The sequence below is a fragment of the Streptomyces sp. H27-C3 genome, assembly GCF_030063415.1.
Lineage (GTDB): Bacteria > Actinomycetota > Actinomycetes > Streptomycetales > Streptomycetaceae > Streptomyces.
Window position 1 is genome coordinate 1 of record NZ_JASITA010000014.1, and the last position, 26006, is coordinate 26006.

At 71.5% G+C, this 26006-nt stretch carries 26 protein-coding genes; 14 read left to right on the top strand and 12 right to left on the bottom strand.

All coding sequences use genetic code 11. The features are described from left to right. From QMK30_RS15675 to QMK30_RS15705, 7 genes are all read left to right on the top strand, one after another. On the top strand, positions 1-482 hold a 482-nt coding region (locus QMK30_RS15675; RefSeq protein WP_283518566.1), incomplete at its 5' end, for a DUF4192 family protein. Between the two features lie 105 nt (positions 483-587). Beyond that, positions 588-2603 (top strand): glycogen debranching N-terminal domain-containing protein, encoded by a 2016-nt coding sequence (locus QMK30_RS15680; protein ID WP_283518567.1) that lies wholly within the window; start codon positions 588-590, stop codon positions 2601-2603. 146 nt (positions 2604-2749) lie between these two features. Next, positions 2750-3514: an NUDIX hydrolase gene (locus QMK30_RS15685; RefSeq protein WP_283518569.1), complete on the top strand. Its 765-nt coding sequence runs from the start codon at positions 2750-2752 to the stop codon at positions 3512-3514. Between the two features lie 212 nt (positions 3515-3726). Next, a complete protein-coding gene (locus QMK30_RS15690; RefSeq protein WP_283518571.1) occupies positions 3727-5463 on the top strand; it encodes an ATP-binding cassette domain-containing protein in 1737 nt (578 codons plus the stop codon). A 160-nt stretch (positions 5464-5623) separates the two neighbouring features. Next, positions 5624-6508: a FadR/GntR family transcriptional regulator gene (locus QMK30_RS15695; protein WP_283518573.1), complete on the top strand. Its 885-nt coding sequence runs from the start codon at positions 5624-5626 to the stop codon at positions 6506-6508. A 360-nt stretch (positions 6509-6868) separates the two neighbouring features. After that, complete coding sequence (locus tag QMK30_RS15700) at positions 6869-8446, top strand: RNA polymerase sigma factor (protein ID WP_283518574.1); 1578 nt, start codon at positions 6869-6871, stop codon at positions 8444-8446. A 145-nt stretch (positions 8447-8591) separates the two neighbouring features. Then, positions 8592-9425 carry a S1 family serine peptidase gene (locus QMK30_RS15705; protein WP_283518576.1) on the top strand — a complete coding sequence of 278 codons (834 nt, stop codon included), beginning with the start codon at positions 8592-8594 and terminating at the stop codon, positions 9423-9425. 115 nt (positions 9426-9540) lie between these two features. Here QMK30_RS15705 and QMK30_RS15710 read toward each other — a convergent pair whose 3' ends face one another. After that, a complete protein-coding gene (locus QMK30_RS15710; RefSeq protein ID WP_283518578.1) occupies positions 9541-9771 on the bottom strand; it encodes a DUF7455 domain-containing protein in 231 nt (76 codons plus the stop codon). 431 nt (positions 9772-10202) lie between these two features. Here QMK30_RS15710 and QMK30_RS15715 point away from each other — a divergent pair, with 431 nt between their 5' ends. The 3 genes from QMK30_RS15715 (at position 10203) to QMK30_RS15725 (ending at position 14550) form a co-directional block, all read left to right on the top strand. Then, positions 10203-12323: a DNA gyrase/topoisomerase IV subunit B gene (locus tag QMK30_RS15715; protein WP_283518580.1), complete on the top strand. Its 2121-nt coding sequence runs from the start codon at positions 10203-10205 to the stop codon at positions 12321-12323. Between the two features lie 155 nt (positions 12324-12478). Continuing rightward, complete coding sequence (locus tag QMK30_RS15720) at positions 12479-12961, top strand: DUF485 domain-containing protein (protein WP_283518582.1); 483 nt, start codon at positions 12479-12481, stop codon at positions 12959-12961. Continuing rightward, positions 12958-14550: a monocarboxylic acid transporter gene (locus tag QMK30_RS15725; protein WP_283518583.1), complete on the top strand. Its 1593-nt coding sequence runs from the start codon at positions 12958-12960 to the stop codon at positions 14548-14550. The genes QMK30_RS15720 and QMK30_RS15725 overlap by 4 nt, the downstream gene beginning before the upstream one ends. An 89-nt stretch (positions 14551-14639) precedes the next feature. Here the strand turns inward: QMK30_RS15725 and QMK30_RS15730 are convergent, their stop codons facing one another. From QMK30_RS15730 to QMK30_RS15750, 5 genes are all read right to left on the bottom strand, one after another. Continuing rightward, the gene (locus QMK30_RS15730) at positions 14640-15086 is read right to left on the bottom strand and encodes an SsgA family sporulation/cell division regulator (RefSeq protein WP_283518584.1); all 447 of its coding nucleotides are present in this window, start codon (positions 15084-15086) and stop codon (positions 14640-14642) included. A gap of 145 nt (positions 15087-15231) precedes the next feature. Then, positions 15232-15786: a hypothetical protein gene (locus tag QMK30_RS15735; protein ID WP_283518585.1), complete on the bottom strand. Its 555-nt coding sequence runs from the start codon at positions 15784-15786 to the stop codon at positions 15232-15234. A 13-nt stretch (positions 15787-15799) separates the two neighbouring features. Further along, a complete protein-coding gene (locus tag QMK30_RS15740) occupies positions 15800-16867 on the bottom strand; it encodes a DUF6286 domain-containing Asp23/Gls24 family envelope stress response protein (protein WP_283518586.1) in 1068 nt (355 codons plus the stop codon). After that, positions 16867-17061, bottom strand: coding sequence for a hypothetical protein (locus tag QMK30_RS15745; protein WP_283518588.1), 195 nt, complete (start codon positions 17059-17061; stop codon positions 16867-16869). Before QMK30_RS15745 ends, QMK30_RS15740 begins: the two co-directional genes overlap by 1 nt. A 14-nt stretch (positions 17062-17075) precedes the next feature. Then, positions 17076-17579 carry an Asp23/Gls24 family envelope stress response protein gene (locus tag QMK30_RS15750; RefSeq protein ID WP_283518590.1) on the bottom strand — a complete coding sequence of 168 codons (504 nt, stop codon included), beginning with the start codon at positions 17577-17579 and terminating at the stop codon, positions 17076-17078. A 291-nt stretch (positions 17580-17870) separates the two neighbouring features. Here QMK30_RS15750 and QMK30_RS15755 point away from each other — a divergent pair, with 291 nt between their 5' ends. From QMK30_RS15755 to QMK30_RS15765, 3 genes are read left to right on the top strand one after another with little or no spacing between them, the layout of a single operon-like run. Beyond that, positions 17871-18464, top strand: coding sequence for an RNA polymerase sigma factor (locus QMK30_RS15755; protein WP_283518591.1), 594 nt, complete (start codon positions 17871-17873; stop codon positions 18462-18464). Next, complete coding sequence (locus QMK30_RS15760; RefSeq protein ID WP_283518592.1) at positions 18455-19126, top strand: hypothetical protein; 672 nt, start codon at positions 18455-18457, stop codon at positions 19124-19126. Before QMK30_RS15755 ends, QMK30_RS15760 begins: the two co-directional genes overlap by 10 nt. After that, complete coding sequence (locus QMK30_RS15765; protein ID WP_283518594.1) at positions 19123-19452, top strand: hypothetical protein; 330 nt, start codon at positions 19123-19125, stop codon at positions 19450-19452. Before QMK30_RS15760 ends, QMK30_RS15765 begins: the two co-directional genes overlap by 4 nt. Positions 19453-19866: 414 nt before the next feature. Here QMK30_RS15765 and QMK30_RS15770 read toward each other — a convergent pair whose 3' ends face one another. From QMK30_RS15770 to QMK30_RS15795, 6 genes are all read right to left on the bottom strand, one after another. Next, entirely contained in the window at positions 19867-20544 is a 678-nt protein-coding gene (locus tag QMK30_RS15770) for a response regulator (protein WP_283518595.1), read from the bottom strand. Beyond that, positions 20541-22301, bottom strand: coding sequence for a sensor histidine kinase (locus tag QMK30_RS15775; RefSeq protein ID WP_283518597.1), 1761 nt, complete (start codon positions 22299-22301; stop codon positions 20541-20543). The genes QMK30_RS15770 and QMK30_RS15775 overlap by 4 nt, the downstream gene beginning before the upstream one ends. Positions 22302-22362: 61 nt before the next feature. Beyond that, complete coding sequence (locus QMK30_RS15780) at positions 22363-22575, bottom strand: DUF6082 family protein (RefSeq protein WP_283518598.1); 213 nt, start codon at positions 22573-22575, stop codon at positions 22363-22365. Positions 22576-22619: 44 nt separating this feature from the next. Next, complete coding sequence (locus tag QMK30_RS15785; RefSeq protein WP_283518599.1) at positions 22620-23060, bottom strand: DUF6082 family protein; 441 nt, start codon at positions 23058-23060, stop codon at positions 22620-22622. After that, positions 23053-23337, bottom strand: coding sequence for a DUF6082 family protein (locus QMK30_RS38795; protein WP_502963149.1), 285 nt, complete (start codon positions 23335-23337; stop codon positions 23053-23055). The genes QMK30_RS15785 and QMK30_RS38795 overlap by 8 nt, the downstream gene beginning before the upstream one ends. Positions 23338-23453: 116 nt before the next feature. Next, positions 23454-24686, bottom strand: coding sequence for a citrate synthase (locus tag QMK30_RS15795; protein ID WP_283518602.1), 1233 nt, complete (start codon positions 24684-24686; stop codon positions 23454-23456). Between the two features lie 147 nt (positions 24687-24833). On the opposite strand from QMK30_RS15795, the gene QMK30_RS15800 reads away from it, so the two are divergent. Continuing rightward, complete coding sequence (locus QMK30_RS15800; protein ID WP_283518603.1) at positions 24834-26000, top strand: citrate synthase; 1167 nt, start codon at positions 24834-24836, stop codon at positions 25998-26000. Positions 26001-26006: the final 6 nt, after the last annotated feature.

A 26006-nucleotide genomic window follows, 5' to 3' on the forward strand; every position in this document is an offset into this window, starting at 1 on the left:
ACATGGTCCGCGAGATTGTGACCGACGGCGAGCACCGCCCACACAGCTCCGAACGTCGCGAGAGTTGCGACCTGCTCAATGCTCGTCATCGGGCACCGCCAGCAGCAGCGTTAGTGCAGAGAAGGTCGACCGGCGACGAGCCCGGCGCGAGGGTCGCCCTCGGCCTGGCTCTGCAGGCCGACCCCGATTACCACTTCGCCCAACTCCTGCACCAGGCCTGCAACGAGGGCATCGATCCGGAGGCGCTCCGCCGCTGCCTGCGCCAGGAAAGGGCGGCGCACGGGACGACCGGACCACGGGCGCCACGCGGGCGGCCGGGGCACCGCCACACCCTGCCACCGGTCGGGGGGCGGGTCGCCGCGCGGCGCTCCAAGGGCGACCGGGCCGGGGGGAACCTCGTGAAGGCACGCCCCGGCGCGGCCGGCGCGCGTGGCCGTATCCGTCGACGCGACGGGCGGCGCGGGAGCAGGAGCGGTCGATGAGAGCCGTGACCCGGTCGCCCGTGCGGACGTTCACCGGTGTGACCCCGCCACCACCCCGCGCCCGCCCCGCCGGCACGGCCGCCCCGGGCGCAGAGGAGGCACCGTATGGCCGTCGTAGTCCCGTCCCCTGCCGGCGACCGAAGGCCCCTTCCGGGCAGAGCCGCGGGAGCCCCGCCGCCCGGCGAGCTGCCTTCCGTCCACGCCCTGCTGATCTGCGCCGACCTGCCGGGACTCGCCATCTCGGCGGAGCACGGGCAGCTCACAGGAAAGGGGCTCGAAGGCTTCTATCAATCGGGCCGCCGGCTCCTCTCCCGGTGCGAGCTGCGGGTGGCCGGCCGCGATCCGGTCGCCCTGCAGGGCAGGTTGCTCTCGTCCGACCGCGCCCGGTTCATGGCCGTGGTGCGTACGCCGGTCTGTGTGGGACCGGACCCCGAGATCGCGGTGGAGCGGCTCCGGCACGCCGACGGCACCGAGCGGATCACCCTGCGCAGCTCGGCCGGGCGCCCGCTGTGGCTGCGTGTGGAGATCGCCCTCGGCACGGACCTCGCCGACCTGGGCGCCGTCGCGGCGGGCCGGGCCGGGCCCGTACTGCCCGCGAGCGTCCATGCCTCCGGGCTGCGCTGGTCGGTGCCCGGAGCCCACTGCCGGGTCACCGCCGATCCGCCTCCCGAGGACGCCCTGGCCTCCGCTGGGCTGCTGCGCTGGGAGTTGGAGCTGCTGCCGGGGGACTCGCGCACCATCGAGCTCCTCGTCCGGACCGACCGTGCCGTACGGCCGCTCGCGAAGGCCGGGGCGGGGCCGCTCTCCGCGGCGACGGCGGAAGGGGACGACCCTCGGGTGCGCGAGCTGCTCCGCACCGGCCTCGACGATCTGCGGGCGCTGCTGGTGCGCGCCCCGGACCACCCCGCCGACGTGTATCCGGCGGCAGGGGTGCCCTGGCGCTGTGGGCTCGCGCCCGCCGAGGCGCTGTGGACGGCTCGGATGACTCTGCCGCTCGGCACCCGGCTCGCCGTGTCCACACTGCGGACGCTCGCCCGTACCCAGCTCACGGGCGCGGGGCCCGACCGGGGGCGGATCCCGGGCCCCTTCAGGGACGCGGGCCGGCATCTCCCGCCGAGCTGCACGGGCGTCGAGGCGACCCTCGCCTTTCCCACGGTGCTCGCGGAGGCGCGGCGCTGGGGGATGGCAGAGCAGGACTTGGAGGAGCTGCTGCCGGTGGCCGAGCGCTGTCTGCACTGGCTGCGCGCCGCCGCCGGGGACGACGGCTTCCTGCGGGACCGGGGCTCCGTGGGGCTGCGGCGCGGTGAGACGCAGGCGCACGCTCACCGCGCCGCGCTCCTCGGCGCCGATCTACTGGCGGGGTGCGGCCGGGCGGGGGTCGAAGGGTGGCGCGAGTGGGCCGGTGCGCTGCGCCGCGGCTTCCGGCGGGACTTCTGGCTCGACGATCGCGCGGGCGGACGTCCGGCGGCGGCCCGCACCGCCGACGGTCGGCTCGTGCCGCACATCGGGGCCGGGGCCGCGCATTTGCTGGACACCGGCCTGCTGGGCGCCGGGCAGCTCGCACCCGGGCTTCTGGACAAGGTGCAGACCCAGCAGCTGGCGCGGCTGCTGGGCAGCCCCGCGCTCGACTCGGGATGGGGGCTGCGCAGCCTGGGAGCCAAGGAGGCCGGGCACAACCCGTTCGGCCACCGCGGTGGATCGGTTCGTGTCCACGAGACGGCCATTGCCGTGGCGGGGCTGGCCGCGGCGGGATACGAGAAGGAGGCGACCTCCTTGCTTCGGGGCGTCCTGGACGCTGCGGAATCCTTCGGCCACCGGCTGCCCGAGATGTATGGAGGCGAGCAGCGCACTTCGGGCAGTGCGCCGGTGGGGCACCCCGCCGCCTGCCGGCCGGCGGCCGTGGCTGCCGCCGCCGGGATCCATCTGATCGCCACACTCGCGGGCATCCGCCCCGACGCCCCCGCGGGCACCGTCGCGCTGTCCCCGGTGCGCTGTGCCCCGCTCGGCGCCGTCCGGATCGCCGGGCTGCGCGTCGCCGGGGAGCCCTTCTCCGTACGGATCAGCAGGCTGGGTCTCGGCATGGTCGAGGAAGCCGCCACCAACCTCCAACTGGGAGTCTGAAGATGAGGCCAGACAGCCACTCGGACAGCCACCCCGGCAGGCCTTCCGCCGACGACTCCGACGAACATCAGGAGGGGAGTGCCACTGCCGATCGCGCACCTGGCAGAGGGACTGTTTATCGTCAGGCAGACGACTATGATCGCGGCATGTCGCCCTACGACCCGTCGGCCTTTCCTCCCTTCGCCGTCACAGTGGATCTGGTCGTGCTCACCGTCCGCCGCCACGCGCTCTGCGCGCTGGTCGTACGCCGTGGCGAGCAGCCGTACCAGGGCCGGTGGGCGCTGCCCGGCGGGTTCGTCCGGGTGGATGAGGATCTCGGGGTGGCGGCGGCCCGGGAGCTCGTCGAGGAGACCGGGCTGTGCGCGCACGAGCCGGGAACGCCCTCCATCGGGAACGGGGCGCACCTCGAACAGCTCGGCACGTACGGAGACCCCAAGCGCGACCCACGCATGCGGGTGGTCAGCGTGGCTCATCTGGCGCTCGCCCCCGACCTCCCCGCGCCCCGGGCGGGCGGCGACGCGAACAGCGCCCGCTGGGCTCCGGTCGAGGCCCTGCTCAGCAAGGACGGCGGATTGGACCGCGAGGACGAGCAGCCCGCCCCGCTCGCCTTCGACCACGCACAGATCCTCGCGGACGGCGTGGAACGCGCCAGGTCCAAGATCGAGTACTCGTCGCTCGCCACCGCTTTCTGCCCGCCGGAGTTCACCGTCGGCGAGCTGCGCCGGGTGTACGAAGCCGTGTGGGGCGTTGTGCTCGACCCCCGGAACTTCCACCGCAAGGTCACCGGCACCCCCGGATTCCTCGTCCCGTCGGGCGGGACCACGACCCGGCAGGGCGGGCGGCCCGCACAGTTGTTCAGAGCCGGCGGGGCGCCCCTGCTCAATCCGCCGATGCTGCGCCCCGAGGTCTGATCGAACCCGATCGAACTCGATCAGGTCTGATCGGGCCCGCGATCTCGGACGTGGCCATTGGTGATGGCGGTGACGCACCGAATGTGGCCGAGGGCGTGAGCGACGTCTGACACCCGTAGTTTCTCCGATCCACCAGAAGTCGGACATGTCGCGTTATCTTGCTGCGGTACGTGTCCTGCCGCCGAGCGGTCTCACCTACCGCGAGAGAAGCGATGCTCCAGGCCATCGGACTCACCAGTTTCCCCCGCCGACAGCTTCCCCCGGCCGTGGACGATCTGACCTTCGAGGCCGGATCGGGCCAGGTCACGGCCCTCCTCGGAGCTCCCGGCTCCGGCAAGACCACGGCGCTGCGGCTGATGCTCGAACTCGAACCCGGCCGCGGCGTCACCTATCTGCGCGGCCGGCCCCTGCACCGGGTCGCCCACCCCGCCCGCGAGGTCGGAGTGCTGCTCGGGGACGTCCCGGGCCACCCGGCGCGTACCGCGCGCGGCCAACTCCGGATGCTCTGCGCCGCGGCCGGAGTGCCCGCCGCCCGCGCCGACGACATGCTCGAACTGGTCGGCCTGGCCGGTCTCGGCGACCAGCGCCTCGGCACGTTCTCACTCGGCATGGACCGCCGACTCGGCCTCGCGTCGGCGCTGCTGGGAGACCCCCACACGCTGCTCCTCGACGAGCCGGCCGAGGGCCTGTCCCCGCGCGAGAACAGCTGGTTGTACGGCCTACTGCGCGGCCACGCGGCCCAGGGCGGCACCGTGCTCTACACCACGAGCGAAGCCAAGGAGGCCGCCCGTACCGCCGACCGGGTGGTCACCATCGAGGGCGGCCGGCTCGTGGCGGACCAGGAGGCGGTCGAGTTCGCCCGCACCCGCCTGCGCCCCAGGGTCGCGGTGAGGACGCCGCACGCGGCCCGTCTCGGCGCCCTTGTCAGCAAGGAGGCCCGGGCCGCCCAGCGCTCCGTAGAGGTGGTCGCCGAGGACGGCAACCGCCTCTCCGTCTACGGCAGCGACTGTGCGCAGATCGGCGAGACCGCCTTCCGGCACGGCATCCTGGTCCATCAACTCGCCGACGAGATCGGCGACACCGGCCCGGCCCCCGCCGTGAAACCGCCCCGCGCCCCCGCCGGCGCGCGAACACCGACCACGGCCCCCGGACCGCCCCGGCAGCCCCTCCGTCCGGCCCGCAGCCCCCTGCGCCCCCTGCGCTACGAACTGCGCCGCCTCCTGGGCACCAGGACGACCTTCCTGATCGCGGCGGCCGTGCTCGCCGTCTCGGTCACCCTCTCCGTGCTGCTCGCGCGCACGGTGGGTACCCCGCTGCCCAGCATGCTCGCCGCTTGGCCGGACATCCTGCCCCTGCCGCCCGCCGCGTTCGGCGCCGGCCTGCTCGGCGCCCTCGCCTTCGGCGACGAGTTCCGCTACCCGGCCCTCGCGTCGGCCCGCGGCACGGTCCCCCGCCGCCTGGGCCTGCTCCTCGCCAAGCTGGCCGTCTCCGCCGCCACCGCGCTGCTCCTGGCGCTCCTCGTCGCGGTGGCCGACGCTGAGGCTCTCCACCTCGTGTACGGCAGGGACTTGCTGCAGGTCCCGGGAAAGTGGCCTTCGCTGGTGGCCAGTTGGGTGGGCCTCGCCGTGGGCTGCGCCTGGGCCGGGCTGCTGGGCGCCGGGGTCTTCCGCGCCACGGCCGCGGGGGTGGCCGCGGTGCTCGCCGTCCCGGTCGTCGTCGCCCCCGCCGTGCAGAAGCTGGTCCTGGCTCCGTCCGCGCGTTCGGTCGCCGGGCTGCCGGGCAGGCTGCGCGAACTGGTGTGGTTGGAATGGCCGTATGAACTCGACCGCTGGCTGCTGGCGACGATGCGACTCATGGCTCAACCGGTCGGTGCGGCGTTGGCGTTGTCACTCTCCGCCCTGCTCTGCGCATATCTGTTCGTCGGCCTCCGCCGCAGGGTTCGTTGGTGACCGACTGTCACTCGATGGCCGTCGAACTGCCCGTAACTCCCCCGAGAACGCCCATTTCTTTCCGATAAGGCGTCAATTGTGAGGGGTGCGGCGATCACCCTTTCGTGTGCTTTTCACCAAAGACCTCAAGGGTCGTGGGAGTCACGCCGACAAAGGTTCCGTGAGTACCCTTGCGCACACCATGATGACCGCCGCCCGCACCGCCGAGTCCGGCCTCGCGGCCCCGGGTGAACTCGACCGATATTCCTACCCGCAGGCGCCCGGCGCCGACCGCGTGGGCCTGCCCTCCTGGGGCGGCGACTCGGACCTGGGCCGGGCGGGCCGCCGCTCCGCGGGCAGCCGCGGCCGTGGGCTCCACGGCCAACTCGTCCAGCAGCTCGGACAGATGATCGTATCCGGCGACCTCGGCGCCGACCGCCCGCTCGTCCCCGAGGAGATCGGCCAGCGCTTCGAGGTCTCCCGTACCGTCGTACGCGAGTCCCTGCGCGTCCTTGAGGCCAAGGGCCTGGTCAGCGCCCGCCCCAACGTCGGTACCCGGGTCCGCCCGGTCTGCGACTGGAACCTGCTCGACCCCGACATCATCGAATGGCGGGCCTTCGGCCCGCAGCGCGACGACCAGCGTCGCGAACTGAGCGAGCTGCGCTGGACGATCGAGCCGCTCGCCGCGCGTCTCGCCGCCGGCCACGGCCGCGAGGACGTCCAGCAGCGCCTCTGCGACATGGTGGAGATCATGGGCCACGCCCTCGCTCAGGGCGACTCCCTCACGTTCTCCCGGGCCGACGCCGAATTCCACTCCCTGCTCATCCAGCTCGCGGGCAACCGGATGCTGGAGCACCTCTCCGGCATCGTCTCCGCCGCCCTTCAGGTGTCCGGCGGCCCGGTCACCGGCTGCGACCGTCCCACCGAGGGCGCGCTCGTGCACCACTCCCGCATCATCGACGCCATCGCGGCGGGCGACGCCGTGGCCGCCGAGACCGCGATGCGTCAACTGCTCACCGTCCAACCGGAGGTGGACCGCGTGGTCCCCGCGCCGCGCGAGCACTGACAGCTGTCCGCAGCCAGGGTGGCTGCTTTGCGGCCCTGCCGCGCCGATCAACCCCCTGTCGCCGGATCCCGTCGGGTCCGGCGACAGGACTGTGGCGTGGCGCGGGTGAAATCCCCGGTGTCCGGCCTCGCGGCGTATGGGGTGTGACTCGGGCCACGAAGATTGGGCGTAACACTCCCCGGAACTGTGCGATGACCTAAGAGGTGACAGCCGAGGAGGAATACAGCCGTCGTTCCCGGCGCTGTAACAAGTCCGAGGTTCAACCCGCGCCGTCGGTACATCCGCAGCCGACGGTCGTCGGCTGCGGCCCGTACCCAGGGCGAAGCCGGAAGCCGTTTCCATCGTTCCGAGAGGTTGTTCGTGTCGGCCAGCACATCCCGTACCCTCCCGTCGGAGATCGCCGGGTCCGAATCTGTGATGGCGCTCATTGAGCGGGGAAAAGCTGATGGGCAGATCGCCGGCGACGATGTACGCCAGGCATTCTTGGCAGACCGGATTCCGCCGGTCCAGTGGAAGAACGTTTTGCGCAGCCTCAACCAGATCCTCGAGGAAGAGGGTGTGACGCTGATGGTCACCGCCGCGGAACCCGCCAAGCGCCCTCGTAGGAGCGTGGCGGCGAAGAGCCCGGTCAAGCGCACCGCGACCAGGTCCGTCGCAGCCAAGACGTCCTCCGCGAAGACCGTATCGGCCGCGGCGCTTCCGGCCGCCGAGATGGTGGACGCCGTGACCGACGAACCCGGTGAGGTAGGGGCCGACGAGGCCGTGGCGCCCGCGCCGGTGAAGAAGGCGGCTGTCAGGAAGACTGCGGCGAAGAAGACCGCAGCGAAGAAGACCGCGGTCAAGAAGACGGCAGCCAAGAAGACGGCAGGCAAGGGCGACGGCGACGCGGACGGCGACGACGGCGCAGAGGAGACCACCCCCGCCAAGGCAGGTGCCGAGGAGGAGGAAGAGGGCGGCGAGGCCAAGGGTTTCGTCCTGTCCGACGAGGACGAGGACGACGCACCCGCGCAGCAGGTCGCCGTCGCGGGCGCCACCGCCGACCCCGTCAAGGACTACCTCAAGCAGATCGGCAAGGTGCCGCTGCTCAACGCCGAGCAGGAGGTGGAGCTCGCCAAGCGCATCGAGGCGGGCCTGTTCGCCGAGGACAAGCTGGCCAACAGCGACAAGCTGGCGCCCAAGCTCAAGCGCGAGCTGGAGATCATCGCCCTGGACGGCGGCCGCGCGAAGAACCACCTCCTTGAGGCCAACCTCCGTCTGGTGGTCTCGCTGGCCAAGCGCTACACCGGCCGCGGCATGCTCTTCCTGGACCTCATCCAGGAGGGCAACCTCGGACTGATCCGCGCGGTGGAGAAATTCGACTACACCAAGGGCTACAAGTTCTCCACGTACGCGACCTGGTGGATCCGTCAGGCGATCACCCGCGCGATGGCCGACCAGGCCCGCACCATCCGTATCCCGGTGCACATGGTCGAAGTCATCAACAAGCTGGCGCGCGTGCAGCGCCAGATGCTCCAGGACCTGGGCCGCGAGCCCACCCCGGAGGAGCTCGCCAAGGAGCTCGACATGACCCCCGAGAAGGTCATCGAGGTCCAGAAGTACGGCCGCGAGCCCATCTCCCTGCACACCCCCCTGGGCGAGGACGGCGACAGCGAGTTCGGTGACCTCATCGAGGACTCCGAGGCCGTCGTCCCCGCCGACGCGGTCAGCTTCACGCTCCTGCAGGAGCAGCTGCACTCGGTCCTCGACACCCTCTCCGAGCGTGAGGCTGGTGTCGTGTCGATGCGTTTCGGCCTCACCGACGGACAGCCCAAGACCCTGGACGAGATCGGCAAGGTCTACGGGGTGACGCGCGAGCGCATCCGGCAGATCGAGTCCAAGACCATGTCCAAGCTCCGTCACCCGTCGCGCTCGCAGGTCCTGCGCGACTACCTCGACTAGAAGCGCGCGCAGACCGACTCGGGCCGGGGGCCCGGAGACCCGTACGAGGGACTCCGGGCCCCCGGTTCTTGTGTGCGCGGGTGCGGCGCGCCCCTGTTCGGATGACTCTGGGTGTGCCATGCACAGCAGAGAGTCAGGAGGCGGTATGTGTCGCTCTTACGCCCGGTCGCTGGTGGGGGGGCTGGCGCTGACGGCCGCAGCCGCTGTGGCACCGCAGGTCTCGGTCGCTCCCGCCGCCGCAGACAGCGTGGTGATCGGCGGTCAGCCGGCGCAGGTCTCGAAGACCCCGTGGGTCGTGGCGGTGGCCAGCCGTGACCGGTTCGGGGGTACACGGGCAGGCCAGTTCTGCGGGGGAGTGCTGGTGGCGCCGAACAGAGTGGTGACGGCAGCGCACTGCGTGAGCCAGGACGTGCTCGGCGTGCCCCTCGGCCGGCTGTCGGACCTGCGGGTGATCGCAGGGCGCAGCGATCTGCGGGAGGCCGGCGGCCAGGAGATTCCCGTGAGTGGCGTACGGGTCAATCCGGAGTACGACGCCACGACGAACTCGGGCGACGTCGCGGTACTGACGCTGTCCCGGGCGCTGCCCGCGGACCACGCCGTCACGATCGCGGCGAAGGCGGACGCGGCGTACGAGCCGGGTACGCCCGCCACGGTCTACGGCTGGGGCGATACGACCGGGCGCGGCGCGTATCCGTACGCGCTGCGGGCGGCGCCGGTGAGTGTGCTGCCGGACGCCGCCTGTGAGCAGGCCTATCCGGGCTTCACGAACGGCAGGTATACGGCAGCCACCATGCTGTGCGCCGGGGACCCGGCCGGGGGTCATGACGCGTGCCAGGGGGACAGCGGGGGACCGCTGGTCGCCCGCGGACGGCTGATCGGGCTGGTGTCCTGGGGAAGCGGCTGTGGCGAGGCTCTGAACCCAGGGGTGTACACGCGGATGTCGGCCGTGACCGCCCGGCTCTGGGCCGCCACGGACTGATCGTGCCGATTACGCTTGCAGCGTACGAGAACGGACGGCCTTCCCTGCACACCCAGGGGAGGTCGTCCGTTGAACGGTCAGTGACCGGTCCGTTGCTCGTCGCGCTTGCGAGGCGTCAGTGTTCCTCGTCTTCTGTGGACGCAGGCACGGCGGTCAGCCGGTCTGATTCGTCCTGTATTTCAGCGGCGATCTTCTTGAGTTCCGGCTCGAACTTGCGACCGTGGTGGGCGCAGAAGAGCAGTTCGCCGCCGCTGGCCAGGACAACGCGCAGGTAGGCCTGGGCGCCGCAGCGGTCGCATCGGTCAGCGGCCGTCAGGGGGCTCGCGGGGGTCAGAACAGTAGTCACGTCGCCTCTTCTCTAGCTCGACGAGCTGTCGTACCAGGGTCAACATCCAACCAGGCCGAAAACGTTCCCGCTCGTGGCTTTTCCTTGAAAGTTCTTCCGAGGTGGCTGTCAGTTGCCGGTCAGCGGCGAAGGAGCCGTATTGCGTCGCTTTACGGTTTCGCGTCGATTATTGGGGTTTGCCCTCCCGGCTGGCTTGCCGGTTGTTGATGAGGACGTGCCCGGAGCCTAAATGGTTCATGCGTAGATGGGAACGTGATGTGTGCGTCACCCTCTTGGGGGATCGAACATGCATACGACTCTGGACTAGCATGAGTTTTCCTGAGGGTGGCGTTACATCGGCTCTACCAGGCCTCGATACCCTCTGACCGGTGACCGACGCCGGACCCCTACCCCATCGGGGCCCATTTCAAATTCAGCGAGGAGCGAACCGCGTGACCGCCGAAACGTCCGTGCCGTCCACTGCGCTACTGACCGGTGCAGACCGAGACGGTTCCAACTACACCGCGCGGCACCTTCTCGTACTCGAGGGGCTGGAGGCCGTCCGGAAGCGTCCCGGCATGTACATCGGGTCGACCGACAGCCGCGGCCTCATGCACTGCCTCTGGGAGATCATCGACAACTCCGTCGACGAGGCCCTGGGCGGCTACTGCGACCACATCGAGGTCATCCTCCATGACGACGACTCCGTTGAGGTCCGGGACAACGGCCGGGGCATCCCGGTCGACATCGAGCCCAAGACGGGCCTGGCCGGCGTCGAGGTCGTCATGACCAAGCTGCACGCCGGCGGAAAGTTCGGCGGCGGCTCGTACGCGGCCTCCGGCGGTCTGCACGGTGTGGGCGCATCCGTGGTCAACGCGCTCTCCGCCCGTCTTGACGTCGAGGTCGACCGCAGCAGCGCGACGCACACCATCAGCTTCCGGCGCGGTGTCCCCGGCATCTTCACCGAGTCCGGCCCCGGCGCCCCCTTCGACCCGGCCAACGGGCCGCTCAAGGGCAAGAAGGTCCCCAGGAACCGCACGGGCACCCGCGTCCGATACTGGGCCGACCGGCAGATCTTCCTCAAGGACGCCAAGCTCAACCTGGAGACGCTCCACCAGCGGGCCCGCCAGACGGCCTTCCTCGTGCCCGGCCTGACCCTCGTCGTACGCGACGAGCGCGCCCTGGACGGCGAGGGCAAGAGCGAGGAGACCTTCCGCTTCGACGGGGGCATCAGCGAGTTCTGCGAGTACCTCGCACAGGACAAGGCCGTCTGCGACGTGCAGCGGCTGACCGGGACAGGCATCTTCAAGGAGACTGTGCCGGTCCTCGACGACCGCGGTCACATGACCGCCACCGAGGTCACTCGCGAGCTCGGCGTGGACATCGCGCTGCGCTGGGGCACGGGGTACGACACCACGGTCAGGTCCTTCGTCAACATCATCGCCACCCCCAAGGGCGGCACCCACATCTCCGGCTTCGAGCGGTCCCTCACCAAGACCGTCAACGAGGCGCTGCGCTCCGCCAAGCTGCTGCGCGTCGCCGAGGACGACGTCGTCAAGGACGACGCCATGGAGGGCCTTACGGCCGTCATCACCGTCCGGCTGGCCGAGCCGCAGTTCGAGGGCCAGACCAAGGAGGTCCTCGGCACGTCGGCGGCCACCCGGATCGTCGCCAATGTCGTCGCCAAGGAGCTCAAGGCCTTCCTGACCTCCACCAAGCGCGACGACAAGCAGCAGTCGCGCTCGGTCATGGAGAAGGTCGTCGCCGCCGCGCGGACCCGCATCGCGGCCCGCCAGCACAAGGACGCGCAGCGCCGCAAGACCGCGCTGGAGACCTCGTCGCTGCCCGCGAAGCTGGCCGACTGCCGCAGTGACGACGTGGAGCGCAGCGAGCTCTTCATCGTCGAGGGCGACTCCGCCCTCGGCACCGCCAAGCTCGCCAGGAACTCCGAATTCCAGGCCCTGCTGCCGATCCGCGGCAAAATCCTCAACGTCCAGAAGTCCTCCGTTTCGGACATGCTCAAGAACGCCGAGTGCGGCGCGATCATCCAGGTCATAGGGGCCGGGTCAGGGCGTACCTTCGACCTCGACGCCGCGCGCTACGGGAAGATCGTTCTGCTCGTCGACGCCGATGTCGACGGTGCGCACATCCGCTGCCTGCTGCTCACGCTCTTCCAGCGCTACATGCGGCCGATGGTCCAGGCGGGCCGCGTCTTCGCCGCCGTACCGCCGCTGCACCGGATCGAGCTGGTCCAGCCCAAGAAGGGCCAGGACAAGTACGTCTACACGTACTCGGACAGCGAGTTGCGCCAGACTCTCCTGGAGTACGCACGCAAGGGCGTGCGCCACAAGGACTCCATCCAGCGCTACAAGGGCCTCGGTGAGATGGACGCCGACCAGCTCGCGGAGACCACGATGGACCCGCGCCACCGCACCCTGCGCCGGATCAACATCGGGGATCTCGACTCCTCCGAGCAGGTCTTCGATCTGCTCATGGGCAACGAGGTCGCGCCCCGCAAGGAGTTCATCACCAGCTCGGCGGCGACGCTCGACCGCTCGCGCATCGACGCCTGAGCCTTTCGGGTCCCGGCGCTCGACCCGCCGGGACCCGACCGCACACCCCGTCACCTAATGGGGTGAAGACATCGGATTGAAGAGTCTGGGATCTTCCCAGTCTGTCCATCCTTGGGCGCGCGGCCAATCCGGCCGCGGACAAGGAGAGTTGTTCGGTGGAGAAGCACGTAGGGCGCGATGCCGCGGCGGTGCGGTTCGATGACCCCTGGTACGACGCGCTCGCCTCGGGGTGGGGCGAACTGGACGGTACGGGTGCCCCGGCCCAGGTCGCGCCGCCCGCCGCCGACACCACGGGCAGCGCGCACGGTCACAGCGCGGCCGAGATCTATCTGGAGGTGCAGGCCAGCGCCGCCTTCCAGGAAGTACGCAGGCGCTACCGGCGGTTCGTCGTCCCGGCCACCCTCGCCTTCTTCACCTGGTACGTCGCCTATGTCGTCGCGGCGACCACCGCCCACGGCCTGATGGCCCGCCCGGTCTTCGGCGCGGTGAATGTCGCGATGCTCGCCGGACTCGGCCAGTTCCTCACCACCTTCCTGCTGACCTGGGCGTACGTCCGCCATGCGCGGCTGCGCAGGGACCGGGCCGCGCTCGATCTGCGCTGGAACACCCAGGAGATGACGCGGGGGGCCCAGCGTTGACCGGCGATCACCAGACCTTGGCGCTGCTGCTGTTCAGCGCGTTCGTCGCGGCGACCCTGGCGATCACGACCTGGGTGAGCCGTAACCGGCACGGCTCGGCGGAGGAGTTCTACGCCGGCGGTCGGCTCTTCTCGCCCATGGAGAACGGTTTCGCCATCGCCGGCGACTACATGTCCGCCGCCTCCTTCCTCGGCATCTCCGGACTGATCGCCCTGTTCGGCTACGACGGCATGCTCTACTCCGTCGGCTTCCTCGTCGCCTGGCTGGTCGTCCTGCTGCTCGTCGCCGAACTCGTCCGCAACTGCGGCCGGTTCACCCTCGCCGACGTCGTCGCCTCCCGGATGAGCGAGCGGCCGGTGCGGATCGCTTCGGGAACTTCCTCCGTCACCGTGTCCGTTCTCTATCTGGTCGCGCAGATGGTCGGCGCGGGCAGCCTGGTCGCGCTGCTGCTCGGCGGCAGCAGTGACGTGGCGCGTACCTGGACGGTCATCGGCGTGGGCGCGCTGATGGTGATCTATGTGTCGCTGGGAGGGATGCGGGCCACCACCTGGATCCAGATCGTCAAGGCAGTGCTGCTGATGGCGGGCGCCGTCACGCTCACCGTGCTCGTCATGGTGCGCTTCCACGGCGACTTCAACCAGCTGCTCGTCTCCGCCGCTGACCGCAGCGGTCACGGCAAGGACTTCTTGTCGCCCGGCCTCAAGTACGGCGGGGGCTGGATCGCCCGCTTCGACTTCATCAGCCTCGGACTCGCGCTCGTCCTCGGCACGGCGGGCCTGCCGCACATCCTGTCCCGGTTCTACACCGTGCCGACCGCGCGCGCCGCCCGCCGCTCGGTCGTCTGGTCCATCGGCCTCATCGGCAGCTTCTACCTGATGACGATCGTGCTCGGGTTCGGCGCTGCGGCGATCCTCGGCTCCGACGCCGTGCGCACGTCGAACGCCGCGGGGAACACGGCGGTTCCGCTACTCGCCCTGAATCTGGGCGGCGGCGCCGGTTCCACCGGCGGAACGGTTCTCTTCGCCGTGGTCGCAGCCATCGCCTTCGCGACGATCCTCGCGGTCGTGGCGGGCATCACGCTCGCCTCCTCCGCATCCGTGGCGCACGACCTGTACGCCTCGCTCAGACGCAAACACGCCAAGCAGCGCAGCGAGGTCGCGGTGGCCCGTACCGCCGCGGCCGGGATCGGGGCGGTGGCCATCGCGCTCGGCCTGCTGGCCCGCGACCTCAACGTCGCCTTCCTGGTCGGCCTCGCCTTCGCGGTGGCGGCATCGGCCAACCTGCCGGTGCTGCTCTACTCACTGTTCTGGCGCAACTTCACCACGCGTGGGGCGGTGTGGTCGGTGTACGGCGGCCTCATCCCGGCGGTGCTGCTCGTGCTGCTCTCGCCGGTCGTCTCCGGCAGCCCCGGAGCGCTCTTCCCCGGCGTCGACTTCCAGGTGTTCCCGTTGGAGAACCCGGGTCTTGTCTCCATCCCGCTGGGCTTCCTCGCGGGCTGGCTCGGCACGGTCCTGTCGTCGGAGCCGCCGGACAGGGCCAAGCACGCGGAGACGGAGGTCCGTTCGCTGACGGGCGCGGGGGCGGTCTGAGGGGGTCTGCGGGGCGCGTACGTGACGCACGGTGAGACCGGCCGGTGCAACCTCTGGGGCCTGTCCGGCGGATGAGGGTCGGCCAACCCCTAGGGCTGGCGCCCGCCTGGGTCGTCGGACGAGCCCGTGGCGAGCAGGGCCTCGATCAGCGCGTCGACGGCCAGCTGCCGGGTCTCCCGCGCGGGCGGTACGGCCTTGAAGGAGTGGCCGAGGAAGTGCCGCAGGCCGCGCCGGTCCAGTTCCACCAGCGCGTAGCCCTGCGGCGCGAAAAGCTTCACCGCCACCCACCGTTCGTCGTGCGGCCACACCTGTACGTCGCCGGCCCCGGCGGGCACGTGCAGCCCCGTCGCCAACAGGCTCCGGGCGAACGTCCAGTTCACCGGGGTGCCGTCGCAGGACACGACAGCGGGGAACGACAGGTGCACGGCAAGCGGGTCGTCGCAGTCGTACGTCAGCGAGACGGTCACGTCGCGCCGGACAGTGAGGCGTTCGGCGCAGAGCCTGGCCGGGATCCGGTGGGTCATACCGGGGAGCAAGGGGCTCTCCTTCTCTTCGTACGAGCCCCCGCCCGTGTCGCCGCACACAGGTACACCTGATCGGCCCGGACCTCATGCGGCCCAGGGCAGGCCCCGCGTGGACGGGTGGCAGCCACACCCGTCGCGGGACCTGACCGGAGCCGCATCACCGGGTGCGCCTGGTGCGATGGCCCCGTACCCGGAACCGGACGCTGAGCGCCAGCTGTCCGGTCCCGGCGGCCGTGCGTGCGGCACGCAGCGGCTCCCCGGAGAGCCCGGCCAGCACCGTGGCCGGGCCGGCCCCCGGCTCCAGGAGCACGGCCAGGGCCAGCCGGGAGCGCCCGCGACGGGCGTTGCCCGACAGGCGTACGTGCGCCCGCGCCACCCCCGGAACTGCCTCGGCGTCGGCCCGCACGGCCCGCGTCAGCGCCCGCGTACTCAGCTGAAGGGCCGGCCGGGGCAGCGCCAGCCTGCGGGGGCGGCGGGCAGGGGCCTGGGCCACGAGCCAGCAGAGCAGCCCCACCATGACCCCGGCCAGCACGCCCAGGGTGCCCGGCGCGTCCCAGTCGGGGGCGCCGGGCCGCAGCCCCTCGCCGGGGCGCGGCCACCAGGAGGCGTCGGTGGCCCAGGGGGCGGGGGAACTCGACTCCCGCGTCAGGCCGGTGACGGTCAGCCAGAGACCGCCGCCCAGCACGGCGATGCCCAGAAGCGCCGCCAGCACCCGGTTGGCACTGTCACGCCGGGGCCTGGTGCGCCCCGTTGGGCTGATGGCTTTCGAGAGCTTGCTGGGCTTCCTGGGCTTCATCGTGCGGTCCCGTCTTCTTCGCTTCTTGGCCGGTGCCGGTGCCGGTGCCGGTGGCGTCCGGTGTGCGCCAGCTCCGGTCCCGGACGACCCGGACCCGCAGTCGACCCGGCCGGGCTGTGCCCAGCGCCAGCAGCGCCGCGTCCAGCCGGGCGGTCACCGCTGTGCGTACGTCGCCCGGATCACCGAATGCCATGGTGACGCGTGCGCCGACCCGCATCCGGCGATGTACTCGGACACGCGCCGCGGTGACCCCGGGCGCATCCAGCGCGGCGTCCCGCAGCAGGCTCTGCGCCCCGCCGCGGTCGAGCTCGGCCCGTACGTCCGGCGACGCCGCGGCCATCGGCAGCCGCCGCCGGGCACCGGGTGCCATGGCGATCACGATCAGCCACACCCCCAGCAGCGCGACACAGGCCCCCGCAGTCGTCACCCGGGCTCCGGTGTAGCCGGTACCCGCGAGGCGGTCCAGGGCCTCTTCCTGCAGCGTTACGGCCGCATCGCCGCCGCTCGTCAGGGCGTCGTACAGGAGAGCGCCGCACAGCGCGGCCCCCGCCAGTGCGAGGAGCGCGGCCGGAAGCCGCCGGGCCGACCACGCCCGCCGCCGGGCGCGGGGCGTGATCGGTCCGGTCGATCCGTCCGGAGCCGGCGCGGCAGCCTGCCGGGGGATGTCCGCCCCGGGACGCAGCCGGGTGATCCTGATCGCAGCCGTGGACACCGTCAGGCCGGTCAACTCGGCCGTCCGGGCCGACACATGGTCCTGCACCCGGGACCCGAGCTCCGTGGTGTCCGCCGGATAGCTCAGGCCGATGTCCAGCGAGACGCGGGCGGAGGCGCCGCGCCGGACCACCGCGGCGCGCTCCGTCGTGCCGCCCCTCCCGAGGCTCTCCTCGGCGGCGCGCGCGACGATGCGCCGTACCGCCCGGTCCGCGATCACTGTCGCGCCACGGTCGGCGGCCTGCCCGGCCGACGCACCCGCCTGTGCGTGCTCCGCCCGTTCCATCAGCGCCTCCGGTCCGCAATGCCGTCCAGGAACTGCCGCAGCTCGGGCCCGTCCACTCCCTGGTCAAGCGCCCGGCCGATCGCGAATCCGATCCCGCCCAGCGCCGCGACCAGCAAGAACGCCCCGAAGCCGCCGAACCAGGCGGCGAAGGCCAGCGCCATGCCGACCAGCAGTCCCAGCTGTGCTCCGCTCATCCGCGTGTGGTCCTTCACTCCACGCGGGCTTCGGCGCCGGTGCTGCTGTCGTCGGACTCCTCGGGCAGGTGCACATCGTCGACGGAGATGTTCACCTCGACGACCTCAAGACCCGTGGTCCGCTCCACGGCGGAGATCACGTTCTCCCGTACGTCACGCGCGACATCCATGATCGGGACGCCGTACTCGACGACCAGGTCGATGTCGATGGCGGTCTGGCGCTCGCCGACCTCGACCTTGACCCCGCGGCCCACGTTGGGGCGCCCGCCGGGCACGCGGTCGCGCACCGCGCCGAAGGTGCGTGACAGACCGCCGCCCATGTCGTGCACGCCCGGCACCTCACGCGCCGCCATGCCCGCGATCTTCACTACGACGACATCGGCGATCGAGGTCTTGCCACGCGTCCCCGCGGGCTCGGCCGCACCGGTCGCGCCGGTCCCGACGGTGGTGCTGTGCCCCGTGCCCTTGCGCGGAGTGGAGGCGCTGACCGAGCCGGCGGAGGCTGTGTGCGTTGTCATCGGTTTTCCTCTCGGAGTTCCCGGCATGTCTGCCCTGTCACTTCGTTGGACACGAAGGGCGGCGGAGTGTCACGCGGATCCGCCGACTTCTTTCCGGGCTGGTTCATCACGCCAGGCGCGTGACGAACGCGGCGCAGCCGTGTCCAAGCAGCAGAACACGCGGGGACGCGCCAATGTGGGCGCGCACGCACCGGCGCGGCAATGCAGAAGCGCAGCAAGCCGGGTACGCAGCAATGCGGGAGCGCGGTAGTGCGGGAACGCAGCAGCGCAGGAATCGAGAGGAGCCGCCGAGTGCCCGGGGACGGGGATGAACCGCCACAGCGCACGCAGGACCGGTCCGGGGCTGACGACGAGGACGCCCTGCTGGCCGTGCGTGCCCGAGAGGGCGACGAAGAGGCATTCGAAGTCCTCGTACGACGGCACGGGCCGGTGCTGCTGCAGCTCGGCGTCCGTATGCTCGGTGACCGGACGGAGGCGGAGGACGCCGCGCAGGACGCCTTCGTCAGCGCCTGGCGCAGGCTGCCCGAGTACCGGGGCGAAGCGGCCTTCCGTACCTGGATGTACCGCATCGTCACCAACCGCTGCCTGAACCTGCTGCGTACGCGGCGGCCGGTGGCGGACCTGGACGCCGTCGCGGAGCAGGCCACTCCGGAGCACACCGGCTCACCCGCGCGTGCGGCCGAGGCGGGCGCGGCCCTGGAGGAACTGTCGGTCGCGCTGGCCCAACTCTCGCCGGAGCAGCGGGCGTGCTGGGTGCTGCGCGAGCTGCACGGCCTGCCGTACGACGACATCGCGGAGGCGGTCGGGATCAGCCATCAGGCGGTTCGTGGCCGGATTTTCCGCGCACGGCGCTATCTGATGGAGGCGATGGGCGCATGGCGATGAACGCGACCCCCGTGCCGCCCGACGGCATCCCGCACGACCAGGAACAGGGCCCGTCCGTCGATCCGGCGGACGACGAGGTGCTGCCGTGCGGCCGTTCCCTGGCCGATGTCTGGGACGACCGGCTGTCCGACGACCCGACCGACGGCCACCCGGCCCACTGCCCGCACTGCGCCGCCGCCCTGGCCGAGCTGCGCGTCCTGGACGACTTCGTCGGCCGCGCCCGTTCGACGGACGCGGAGCTGCCCGACGCGGAGGCGGTCACCGCGCGCGTGATGGACATCGTGCGCCTGGAACTGAGGCCCGGTCGCACACTTCCCCTGGGGGAGCCCGACGAGGACAGCTGGGTCTTCGAATCCGCAGCGGCCAAGGCCTTCCGCGCCGCGGCGGACGCGCTGCCGGGCGTACGGGCCGGCAGTTGCCGCATCGCCCCGGTCGAATCGGAGGCTCGCGTGGAGGTGGCGGTCACGGTCGCCCTGACCTGGAATCTGCAGGAGGCGTCGGACGCGGTACGCGGCCGGATCTTCGCCGCGGCGAGGGACGTGCTCGGCATGCCCTTGCGGTCCGTCGACGTACGCGTGACCGACATCCTCGACGAGGAGCCGGAGCGGGACGGCGGGTACGGGCGGGGCGAAGCGAACGAGCAGGACGGAAGCGACCGATGACAACAGCGCGTCCCACCCGGGCCGATCTGGAACGCCTCGCCGCCGCCGCGGCCCTCGGCGTCCCCGGCGTCGCGTACCTGCGCCCCGGCCTCGCGGACCTCCTGCGTGGCGCCTCTGCGCAGCGGCAGCGAGGCTCCGGCGGCGTACGGGCCAGGGCCATCGGCGATCCCCCGACCTGGCGGATCGAGGTGCATCTCGGGGTCGTACGCGGCTACCGCGCCCTGGATGTCACCCGCGCGGTCCGCGCGGCGGTCGAGGCCGCGGCCACCCGGGCGGGGGCGGGCCGGCCCGCGGCGGTCACGGTGACCGTGACGGGCGTCGTCTGACGGCGCCGGACGGAGTCGGGTGACCGGAGCCCTGGCCCGTCGGCCGTGGACGTCGGCCGTGGGGGCGCGCCGTGGACGTCGGCTGAGGACACCGGCCGCGGGGGCCGGTCCGCGCGGGTGTCCGAGCGCGCCGCTGCCCTGAGCGCTCGGCGCGTGCCCGAGTCCTCAACGCCGGGGGTGCGCGCCGGCGCCGGGGACGCGCGCCCCGCGTTCCCCGGCGCCCGGGAGCGCGCTCTTGCGCTCAGCGCCAGGGGCGTGCGCGGGGCCCGCGGGGGAGGTGCCGCGCGCTCCTGGAGCGATCGCGGTTCCCACCCCGTCCCGGTGTCACCCCGGCGCCGGGGGCGTGCTCTTGCGCTCAGCGCCAGGGGCGTGCGCGGGAGATACCGCGCCGCCCCTGGAGCGCTGCCGCATCCGCTAGCGGCTGGCCGCCCATGTGTAGCGGTGTTCCGGGCGCCCTGTCTCCCCGTACTTCAGGCTCAGCCGCACCCGTCCCGTCCGCTCCAGCAGTTTGAGATAGCGCTGCGCGGTCTGTCGGCTCATGCCGCCGCGCTCCGCGATCTCGTGCGCGGACAGCGGCCCGTCCGCGCTCATCAGCACCCGCCTGACGGCCTCCGCCGTGGTCGGCGAGTGCCCCTTGGGAAGGTCGGGGGAGCCGGACACCGATAGCGCACCGAAGATGCGGTCCACCTCGGCCTGCTCCGCCTCACCGCCACCGTCCAGGGTGCGGCGCAGTGCGGCGTACGCCTCCAGCTTGGTGCGCAGTCCGGCGAAGTTGAACGGTTTCACCAGGTACTGGAGTGCCCCCTGGCGCATCGCCGCCTGGACCGTCGCGACATCGCGCGCCGCCGTCACCATGATGACGTCGGTCTGGAATCCGAGCCCGCGAAGCTCCCGTACGAGCGCGAGACCGTTCCCGTCCGGCAGATGGTGGTCGAGGAGGACCAGATCGACGGAGCGTGTCCGGATCTGCTCCAGCGCCTCGGCGGCGGAATGTGCCCGCCCCGCGACGCGGAAGCCCGCCACCTTGGTCACATAGGCGGCATTGATCTCCGCGACCCGGACATCGTCGTCGACCACGAGTACGTCGATCATCGCGCTTCTCTCACCGTGTTGTGCTCCGCCCCGGCCGGTTCCTCCGACGCTCCGGCCCGTTCCCCCGAGTCATCTGGCGGTTCCCTCGACTCCCTCGACGCGTCCGCCGGTGCCCTCGACCGGTCTGCAGGTTCCCCCGGCAGGTCGGTCAGTTCCTCGGGCAGTACGACGGTGAATTCGGCCCCGCCGTCCGCACCCGCCCCGACCCGGGCGCTGCCGCCCTGCCGCTCCGCGAGCCTGCGGACCAGCGCCAGGCCGAGGCCGCGCTTGCCGTGCGCGGGCAGTTCCTTGGTCGACCAGCCCTCGGTGAAGATCAACTCGCGTTGCCCGGCGGGGACTCCGGGCCCGCTGTCGGTCACCCGCAGGACGGCCGTGCGCCCTTCGGCGCGCAACTCGACCTCGATCCGGGCGTCCGGGGATCCCGCCGACGCGTCCAGCGCGTTGTCGACGAGATTGCCGACGACGGTGACCAGGCCGCGCGGGTCCACCAGGCGGTCGGGCAGCAGCGTCGCGCCCGAGAGTCGCAGCGAGACACCGCGCTCCGCGGCGACCGTGGCCTTGCCGACCAGCAGCGCGGCCAGCAGCGGATCGTGGACCTTCTCGGTGATCTGCTCGGCGGTGGCGCGGTGCACACCGGCGACCTCGGTGACGAACTCGACCGCTTCCTCGTGCATGCCCAGTTCCAGCAGCCCGAGCAGCGTGTGCATCCGGTTGGCGTGCTCGTGGTCCTGTGCGCGCAGGGCATCGATCAGACCGCGGGTCGAGTCCAGCTCGCGACCGAGCTGCTCCAGCTCGGTGCGGTCGCGCAGGGTCGCGACGGCGCCGCCGTCGTCGGTCGGCATCCGGTTGGTGACCAGCACCCGCTGACCGCGCACGGTCAGCAGGTCGTCGCCGATGACCCGGCCCGCCAGCACATCGGCGGTACGGCCCTCGCCCAGCGCGTCGTCCAGGGGCAGCCCGGTGGCCTCGGCGCCGAGGCCGAGCAGCCGCTGCGCCTCGTCGTTCATCAGCCGGATCCGGCCCGTGGCGTCGATCGCCACGACGCCCTCACGGATGCCGTGCAGCATCGCCTCACGTTCGGTGAGCAGCGCGGAAATATCGGAGAAGGCCAGGTCGTGGGTCTGCCGCTGGAGCCTTCGGGAGATGAGATACGCGGCGAGCGCTCCGACGGCCAGTGCGCCGCCCGCGTACGCCAGCAGCCCCGGGATCGCCGCAAGCAGCCGGGCGCGCACGCTGTCGTACTCGATGCCGACCGAGACCGCGCCGACGATCCCGCCGTCCGCGTCGCGCAGCGGCACCTTGCCGCGGGCGGAGCGGCCGAGAGTGCCGTCGTCGATCTCCATGACCTCCCGGCCGGCGAGCGCGTCGCTGGGGTCGGTGGACACCACCCGGCCGATCTGGTCCCGGTCGGTGTGGGACCAGCGGACCCCACGCCTGTCCATGATCACGACGTATTCGGCGCCGGTGACGCGCCTGATACGGTCCGCCTCGATCTGTACGGGCCCGTCGACGCGGGGCTTCGAGTCGGCCAGTGCCTCGGCGAGCCGGGGCCGGGCCGCGGTGGTCTGCGCGATGGCGAGGGCGCGCCGCATCGCCTCGTCGTCGAGCTGGGTGCTGAGGGGGGCGAGGAAAAGGCCGGTGGCCAGCACCGTCACGCCGGTGGCGATGGCCAGCTGCATCAGCAGGACCTGCGAGAAGACGCGCTGGGGCCAGCCCAGACGTAGTCGCCTGCCGGAGGTGGTCGGTGCGGTGCTCATGGACATAGACGGTAGAGCGCTGGACATGCCGATCCGAAATGCGGAGGGCGGGGGGCGGCTCCTACGGACGGCTGGGAGGTGTGCCCCCCCGGTCGGACTCGGCAATGGCCCTTTCGAGGAACTGGAACATCCGGCCCTCGTCGCTGTCAGCCGGCAGCTCGGCCTTCAATGCCCGCGAAGCGGTCCAATAGCGACGAAAGGCGGGGCTGCGAACGAGGTCTCGCGCATGGACGAGCATCTCGCCCTCCGTAATGCTCCCCCACCTCAACATCAAGAGATAGTGACCGAAAGTGAGATTGGCGAACAGATGCTGGCGGATTACGGACGCCGGTTCTCCGGGACAGCCCTTAGGGAAGGGTTATCCATCTGCATCTGAGTGAGCTGTACATGGAGTCCTCGCAGGTCCGCTTCCGTGCTTCGGCGGAGTTCGTCGCGGGAGGCCGAGAGTTCGGCTCGCTGGAGCCCCAGTTCCCTTCGTTGCAAACGCAGTTCGCGTTGCTGGTACAGGAGAGTGATGACCAGTAGAATCAGTGCGGTGCCGGAGAAGACGGCACTGACGCCACCGAAGTAGTCGCCCATGCCACTTCGCTCGGCCGCGACCGCACTGTTTCCGTTGGCCCGTTCGACCTCGTCTATCAACCAGCCGCTGATGGCGACCGAGGCCACGCCCACGAGCACGATGCCGACGGCGATGAGGACGAGCCATGCGGCGATCTTGACCGCCGTACGCAGAGCCGAGTGCCGCATCGAGTCAGCCACCAGCTGCCCCCTTCCTCTTCAATCCCGAGACAATGCCGGACGCCAGTGGGCTGGGGCCACTCTGCAAGGAATGCCGGTGATGCTGCATGGCACCCCAGTAGTGGCCGAAGACTTGACTCTGGCAGAAGCGCCGCATGTGGCCGAGCACCTTGTTCTTGCTCATGATGCCGAGACGGTAGGCGCTCAAAACGATGCACTTCAGGGCGTGGGCGAATAGGAACCAGCGCTGGCGCTCTGGCTGCAATCCCCTCGCAGCGGCCGGTCCAGGGTCGTCCATGACCTTGCAGAGCGGGTCGAAGTGGAGGCGGGCTCGGTCCTCCTGGCTGCTGTCGGCGTCCTCGCGCGTTCATATAGACCAGTGTGTCCAACGCTCATCATCGGCAATCGCTTCCGCTACGGAAGGGGCTGTGGGGCGCGCGGTCCCACGTACTGACCGCTGGGGCGCATGCGCAGCGGCCGTTCCTCGTACTCCTCCAGCGCGTGCGCGATCCAGCCCGCCGTCCGAGCCACCGCGAACACCGTCTCGCCGGCCTCCGCGGGCATCCGTGCGGAGACCGAGAGCACGGCCAGTGCGAGATCGACATTGGCGTGCAGCGGGGTGTGGCGCGCCGCCGTGGTGACGACGTCGCGGGCGGCCGCCAGCGCCGGGGCCGCCCGCGGAATCTTATCCAGGAGCGCGAACAGCGCCTGGGCGCGCGGGTCTTCGGCGGTGTAGATGCGATGGCCGAGCCCCGGGATGCGCTGCCCGTTGCGCAGGTGGTCCGCGACCACGGGGGCCGCGCCGCCCCGCTGGACGACCTCGGCGAGCATACGGTGGGCGAGCCCGCTCGCGGCGCCGTGCAGGGGGCCCTCCAGTACGCCCAGGCCCGCGGAGATCACCGCGTACGGATGGGCCCTGGCGGAGGCCGCGACCCGGGCGGCCAGCGTGGACGCCGCCAGGTCGTGGTCGACCAGGAGGGCAAGTGCCGTGTCCAGTACGGCGAGTGACGCATCGTCGGCGGGCAGTGCGGTGAGTCGCCGCCACAACTGCCTGGCCAGCCGGTCGCCTGCGCGATCGGGCTGCCCGACCGCGGGTAGCGCGCCGACCAGGGTGGGGATCAGGCTGCGGGCACTGCCGATCACGGCCTCGGGGGAGAGGTCGAAGCGCAGCGGGTCGGTGGCCGCCGCCGCGACTGCCGCGACGCGGAGCCGGTCCATCGGCCCACTGTGCGCGGGCAGTGCGGCGACCGTCCTGCGCGCGGCCTCCAGGCTCTCCTGGGGCGCGCTGAACCGGATGCCCGGCCGCGGCACCCCGGTCCACAGCCACTCCGCGACCTCCTCGAAGCCGTAGCGGCCGGCGAGTTCGACCGCGTCGACACCGCGGAAGTAGTAGCGGTTGTCCTCGATGAGCGTGATGCGGGTGCGGAATGTCGGATCGGCGGCGGCCGAGGGCTCGCGGCGGCCGGTGCGCCGGGCCAGGGCGTCCACCTCCCCGGCGTCGAGCGTGCTGCCGCGCCCACCGTGTGCGGGACGGCTGCTCAGCCGCCCGCGGCTCACATAGGCGTACACGGTCTCCGGCTTGACGCCGAGCCGCTCCGCGGCCTCCCGGGTGGTGAGCCGCTCCCCGTCCGCGCCTTGATCCCTCATGTGAGTCACCGTATCCATGTTGATTAGATCAATGTTGACAGAGATTGAGTCAAGGATGGACAGTCAGATCAATGTACGTCTCTACGGGGATGTGCGGGGATGTACGGGGATGCTTCGAGGTTTTCCCAGCTGCTCCGGGAGGAAGAAATGCCCACCAGCACCAGCACCAGCCACGCCCCGCTCGATGTGCCGCGCGGTCTCGCGGGCGTCGTCGTCACCTACACCGCGCTCGGGGACGTCAGGGGCCGCGAGGGCTTCTACCACTACCGCCAGTACTCGGCCGTGGAGCTCGCGCGGAGCCGCACCTTCGAGGACGTCTGGCACCTGATGTTCCACGGGGAGCTGCCCGACGCCGACGGGCGCGCCGCCTTCACCGCCAGGACGGCGGCCTTGCGCCACCTGCCCGCCGGTGTGCGGGACGCGCTGCCCGCCCTGGCCCGTGCCGGCGCCGGGGCGGGTCCGCTCGCCGGGCTGCGCACCGCCCTCTCGCTCCTGGGCGCGGCCTCCGCGTACCGGCCCGTGTACGACCTCGACGCCGACCGGCGCCGCGACGACGCGCTGGCCGCCTGCGCCGCCGTACCCACCCTGCTCACCGCACTGCACCGGCTCGGCCGCGGACTCGACCCCGTGGAGCCGCGCGACGACCTGCCGTACGCCGCCAATTACCTCTACATGCTGACCGGTTCGGAGCCGGAGGCCGCCCAGGTCGAGGCCGTCGAGCCGTATCTGATCTCCACCGTCGACCACGGTTTCAACGCCTCGACCTTCACCGCCAGGGTCGTCGCTTCCACCGGCGCGGACATCGCCGCCTGCCTGGTCGCCGCAGTCGGCGCTCTCTCAGGGCCGCTGCACGGCGGGGCTCCCAGCCGCGCCCTGGACACCCTCGACGCGATCGGGACACCGGACCGCATCGACGGCTGGATCCGCGAACGGGTCCTCGCGGGGGACCGGATCATGGGCTTCGGGCACCCCGTCTACCGCACCGAGGACCCGAGGTCGCGGATGCTGCGCGGGATCGCCGAGCGGTTCGGCGGCCCACTGGTGGAGCTCGCGGTGCAGGTCGAGGCGCGGGTGGAGAAGATCCTCGCCGAGCTCAAGCCTGGGCGTGAGCTGCACACCAACGTGGAGTTCTACGCCGGAGTCGTCATGGAGCTCTGCGGGCTGCCGCGTGAGATGTTCACGCCGACGTTCTGTGCGGCGCGGGTGGTCGGCTGGAGCGCCAATATCCTGGAGCAGGCGGCGGACTCGAAGATCATCCGCCCGGCGGCCCGGTACATCGGCCCGCCCCCGCCGCAGCCCGTACCCGCGCTCTGAGAAAGG

Coding starts and splice junctions, on each gene's coding strand:
- QMK30_RS15680 (WP_283518567.1), top strand. CDS start 588: ATGGCCGTCGTAGTCCCGTCCCCTGCCGGCGACCGAAGGCCCCTTCCG.
- QMK30_RS15685 (WP_283518569.1), top strand. CDS start 2,750: ATGTCGCCCTACGACCCGTCGGCCTTTCCTCCCTTCGCCGTCACAGTG.
- QMK30_RS15690 (WP_283518571.1), top strand. CDS start 3,727: ATGCTCCAGGCCATCGGACTCACCAGTTTCCCCCGCCGACAGCTTCCC.
- QMK30_RS15705 (WP_283518576.1), top strand. CDS start 8,592: ATGTGTCGCTCTTACGCCCGGTCGCTGGTGGGGGGGCTGGCGCTGACG.
- QMK30_RS15740 (WP_283518586.1), bottom strand. CDS start 16,867: ATGGAACGGGCGGAGCACGCACAGGCGGGTGCGTCGGCCGGGCAGGCC.
- QMK30_RS15745 (WP_283518588.1), bottom strand. CDS start 17,061: ATGAGCGGAGCACAGCTGGGACTGCTGGTCGGCATGGCGCTGGCCTTC.
- QMK30_RS15750 (WP_283518590.1), bottom strand. CDS start 17,579: ATGACAACGCACACAGCCTCCGCCGGCTCGGTCAGCGCCTCCACTCCG.
- QMK30_RS15760 (WP_283518592.1), top strand. CDS start 18,455: ATGGCGATGAACGCGACCCCCGTGCCGCCCGACGGCATCCCGCACGAC.
- QMK30_RS15765 (WP_283518594.1), top strand. CDS start 19,123: ATGACAACAGCGCGTCCCACCCGGGCCGATCTGGAACGCCTCGCCGCC.
- QMK30_RS15770 (WP_283518595.1), bottom strand. CDS start 20,544: ATGATCGACGTACTCGTGGTCGACGACGATGTCCGGGTCGCGGAGATC.
- QMK30_RS15775 (WP_283518597.1), bottom strand. CDS start 22,301: ATGAGCACCGCACCGACCACCTCCGGCAGGCGACTACGTCTGGGCTGG.
- QMK30_RS38795 (WP_502963149.1), bottom strand. CDS start 23,337: ATGGACGACCCTGGACCGGCCGCTGCGAGGGGATTGCAGCCAGAGCGC.
- QMK30_RS15795 (WP_283518602.1), bottom strand. CDS start 24,686: ATGAGGGATCAAGGCGCGGACGGGGAGCGGCTCACCACCCGGGAGGCC.
- QMK30_RS15800 (WP_283518603.1), top strand. CDS start 24,834: ATGCCCACCAGCACCAGCACCAGCCACGCCCCGCTCGATGTGCCGCGC.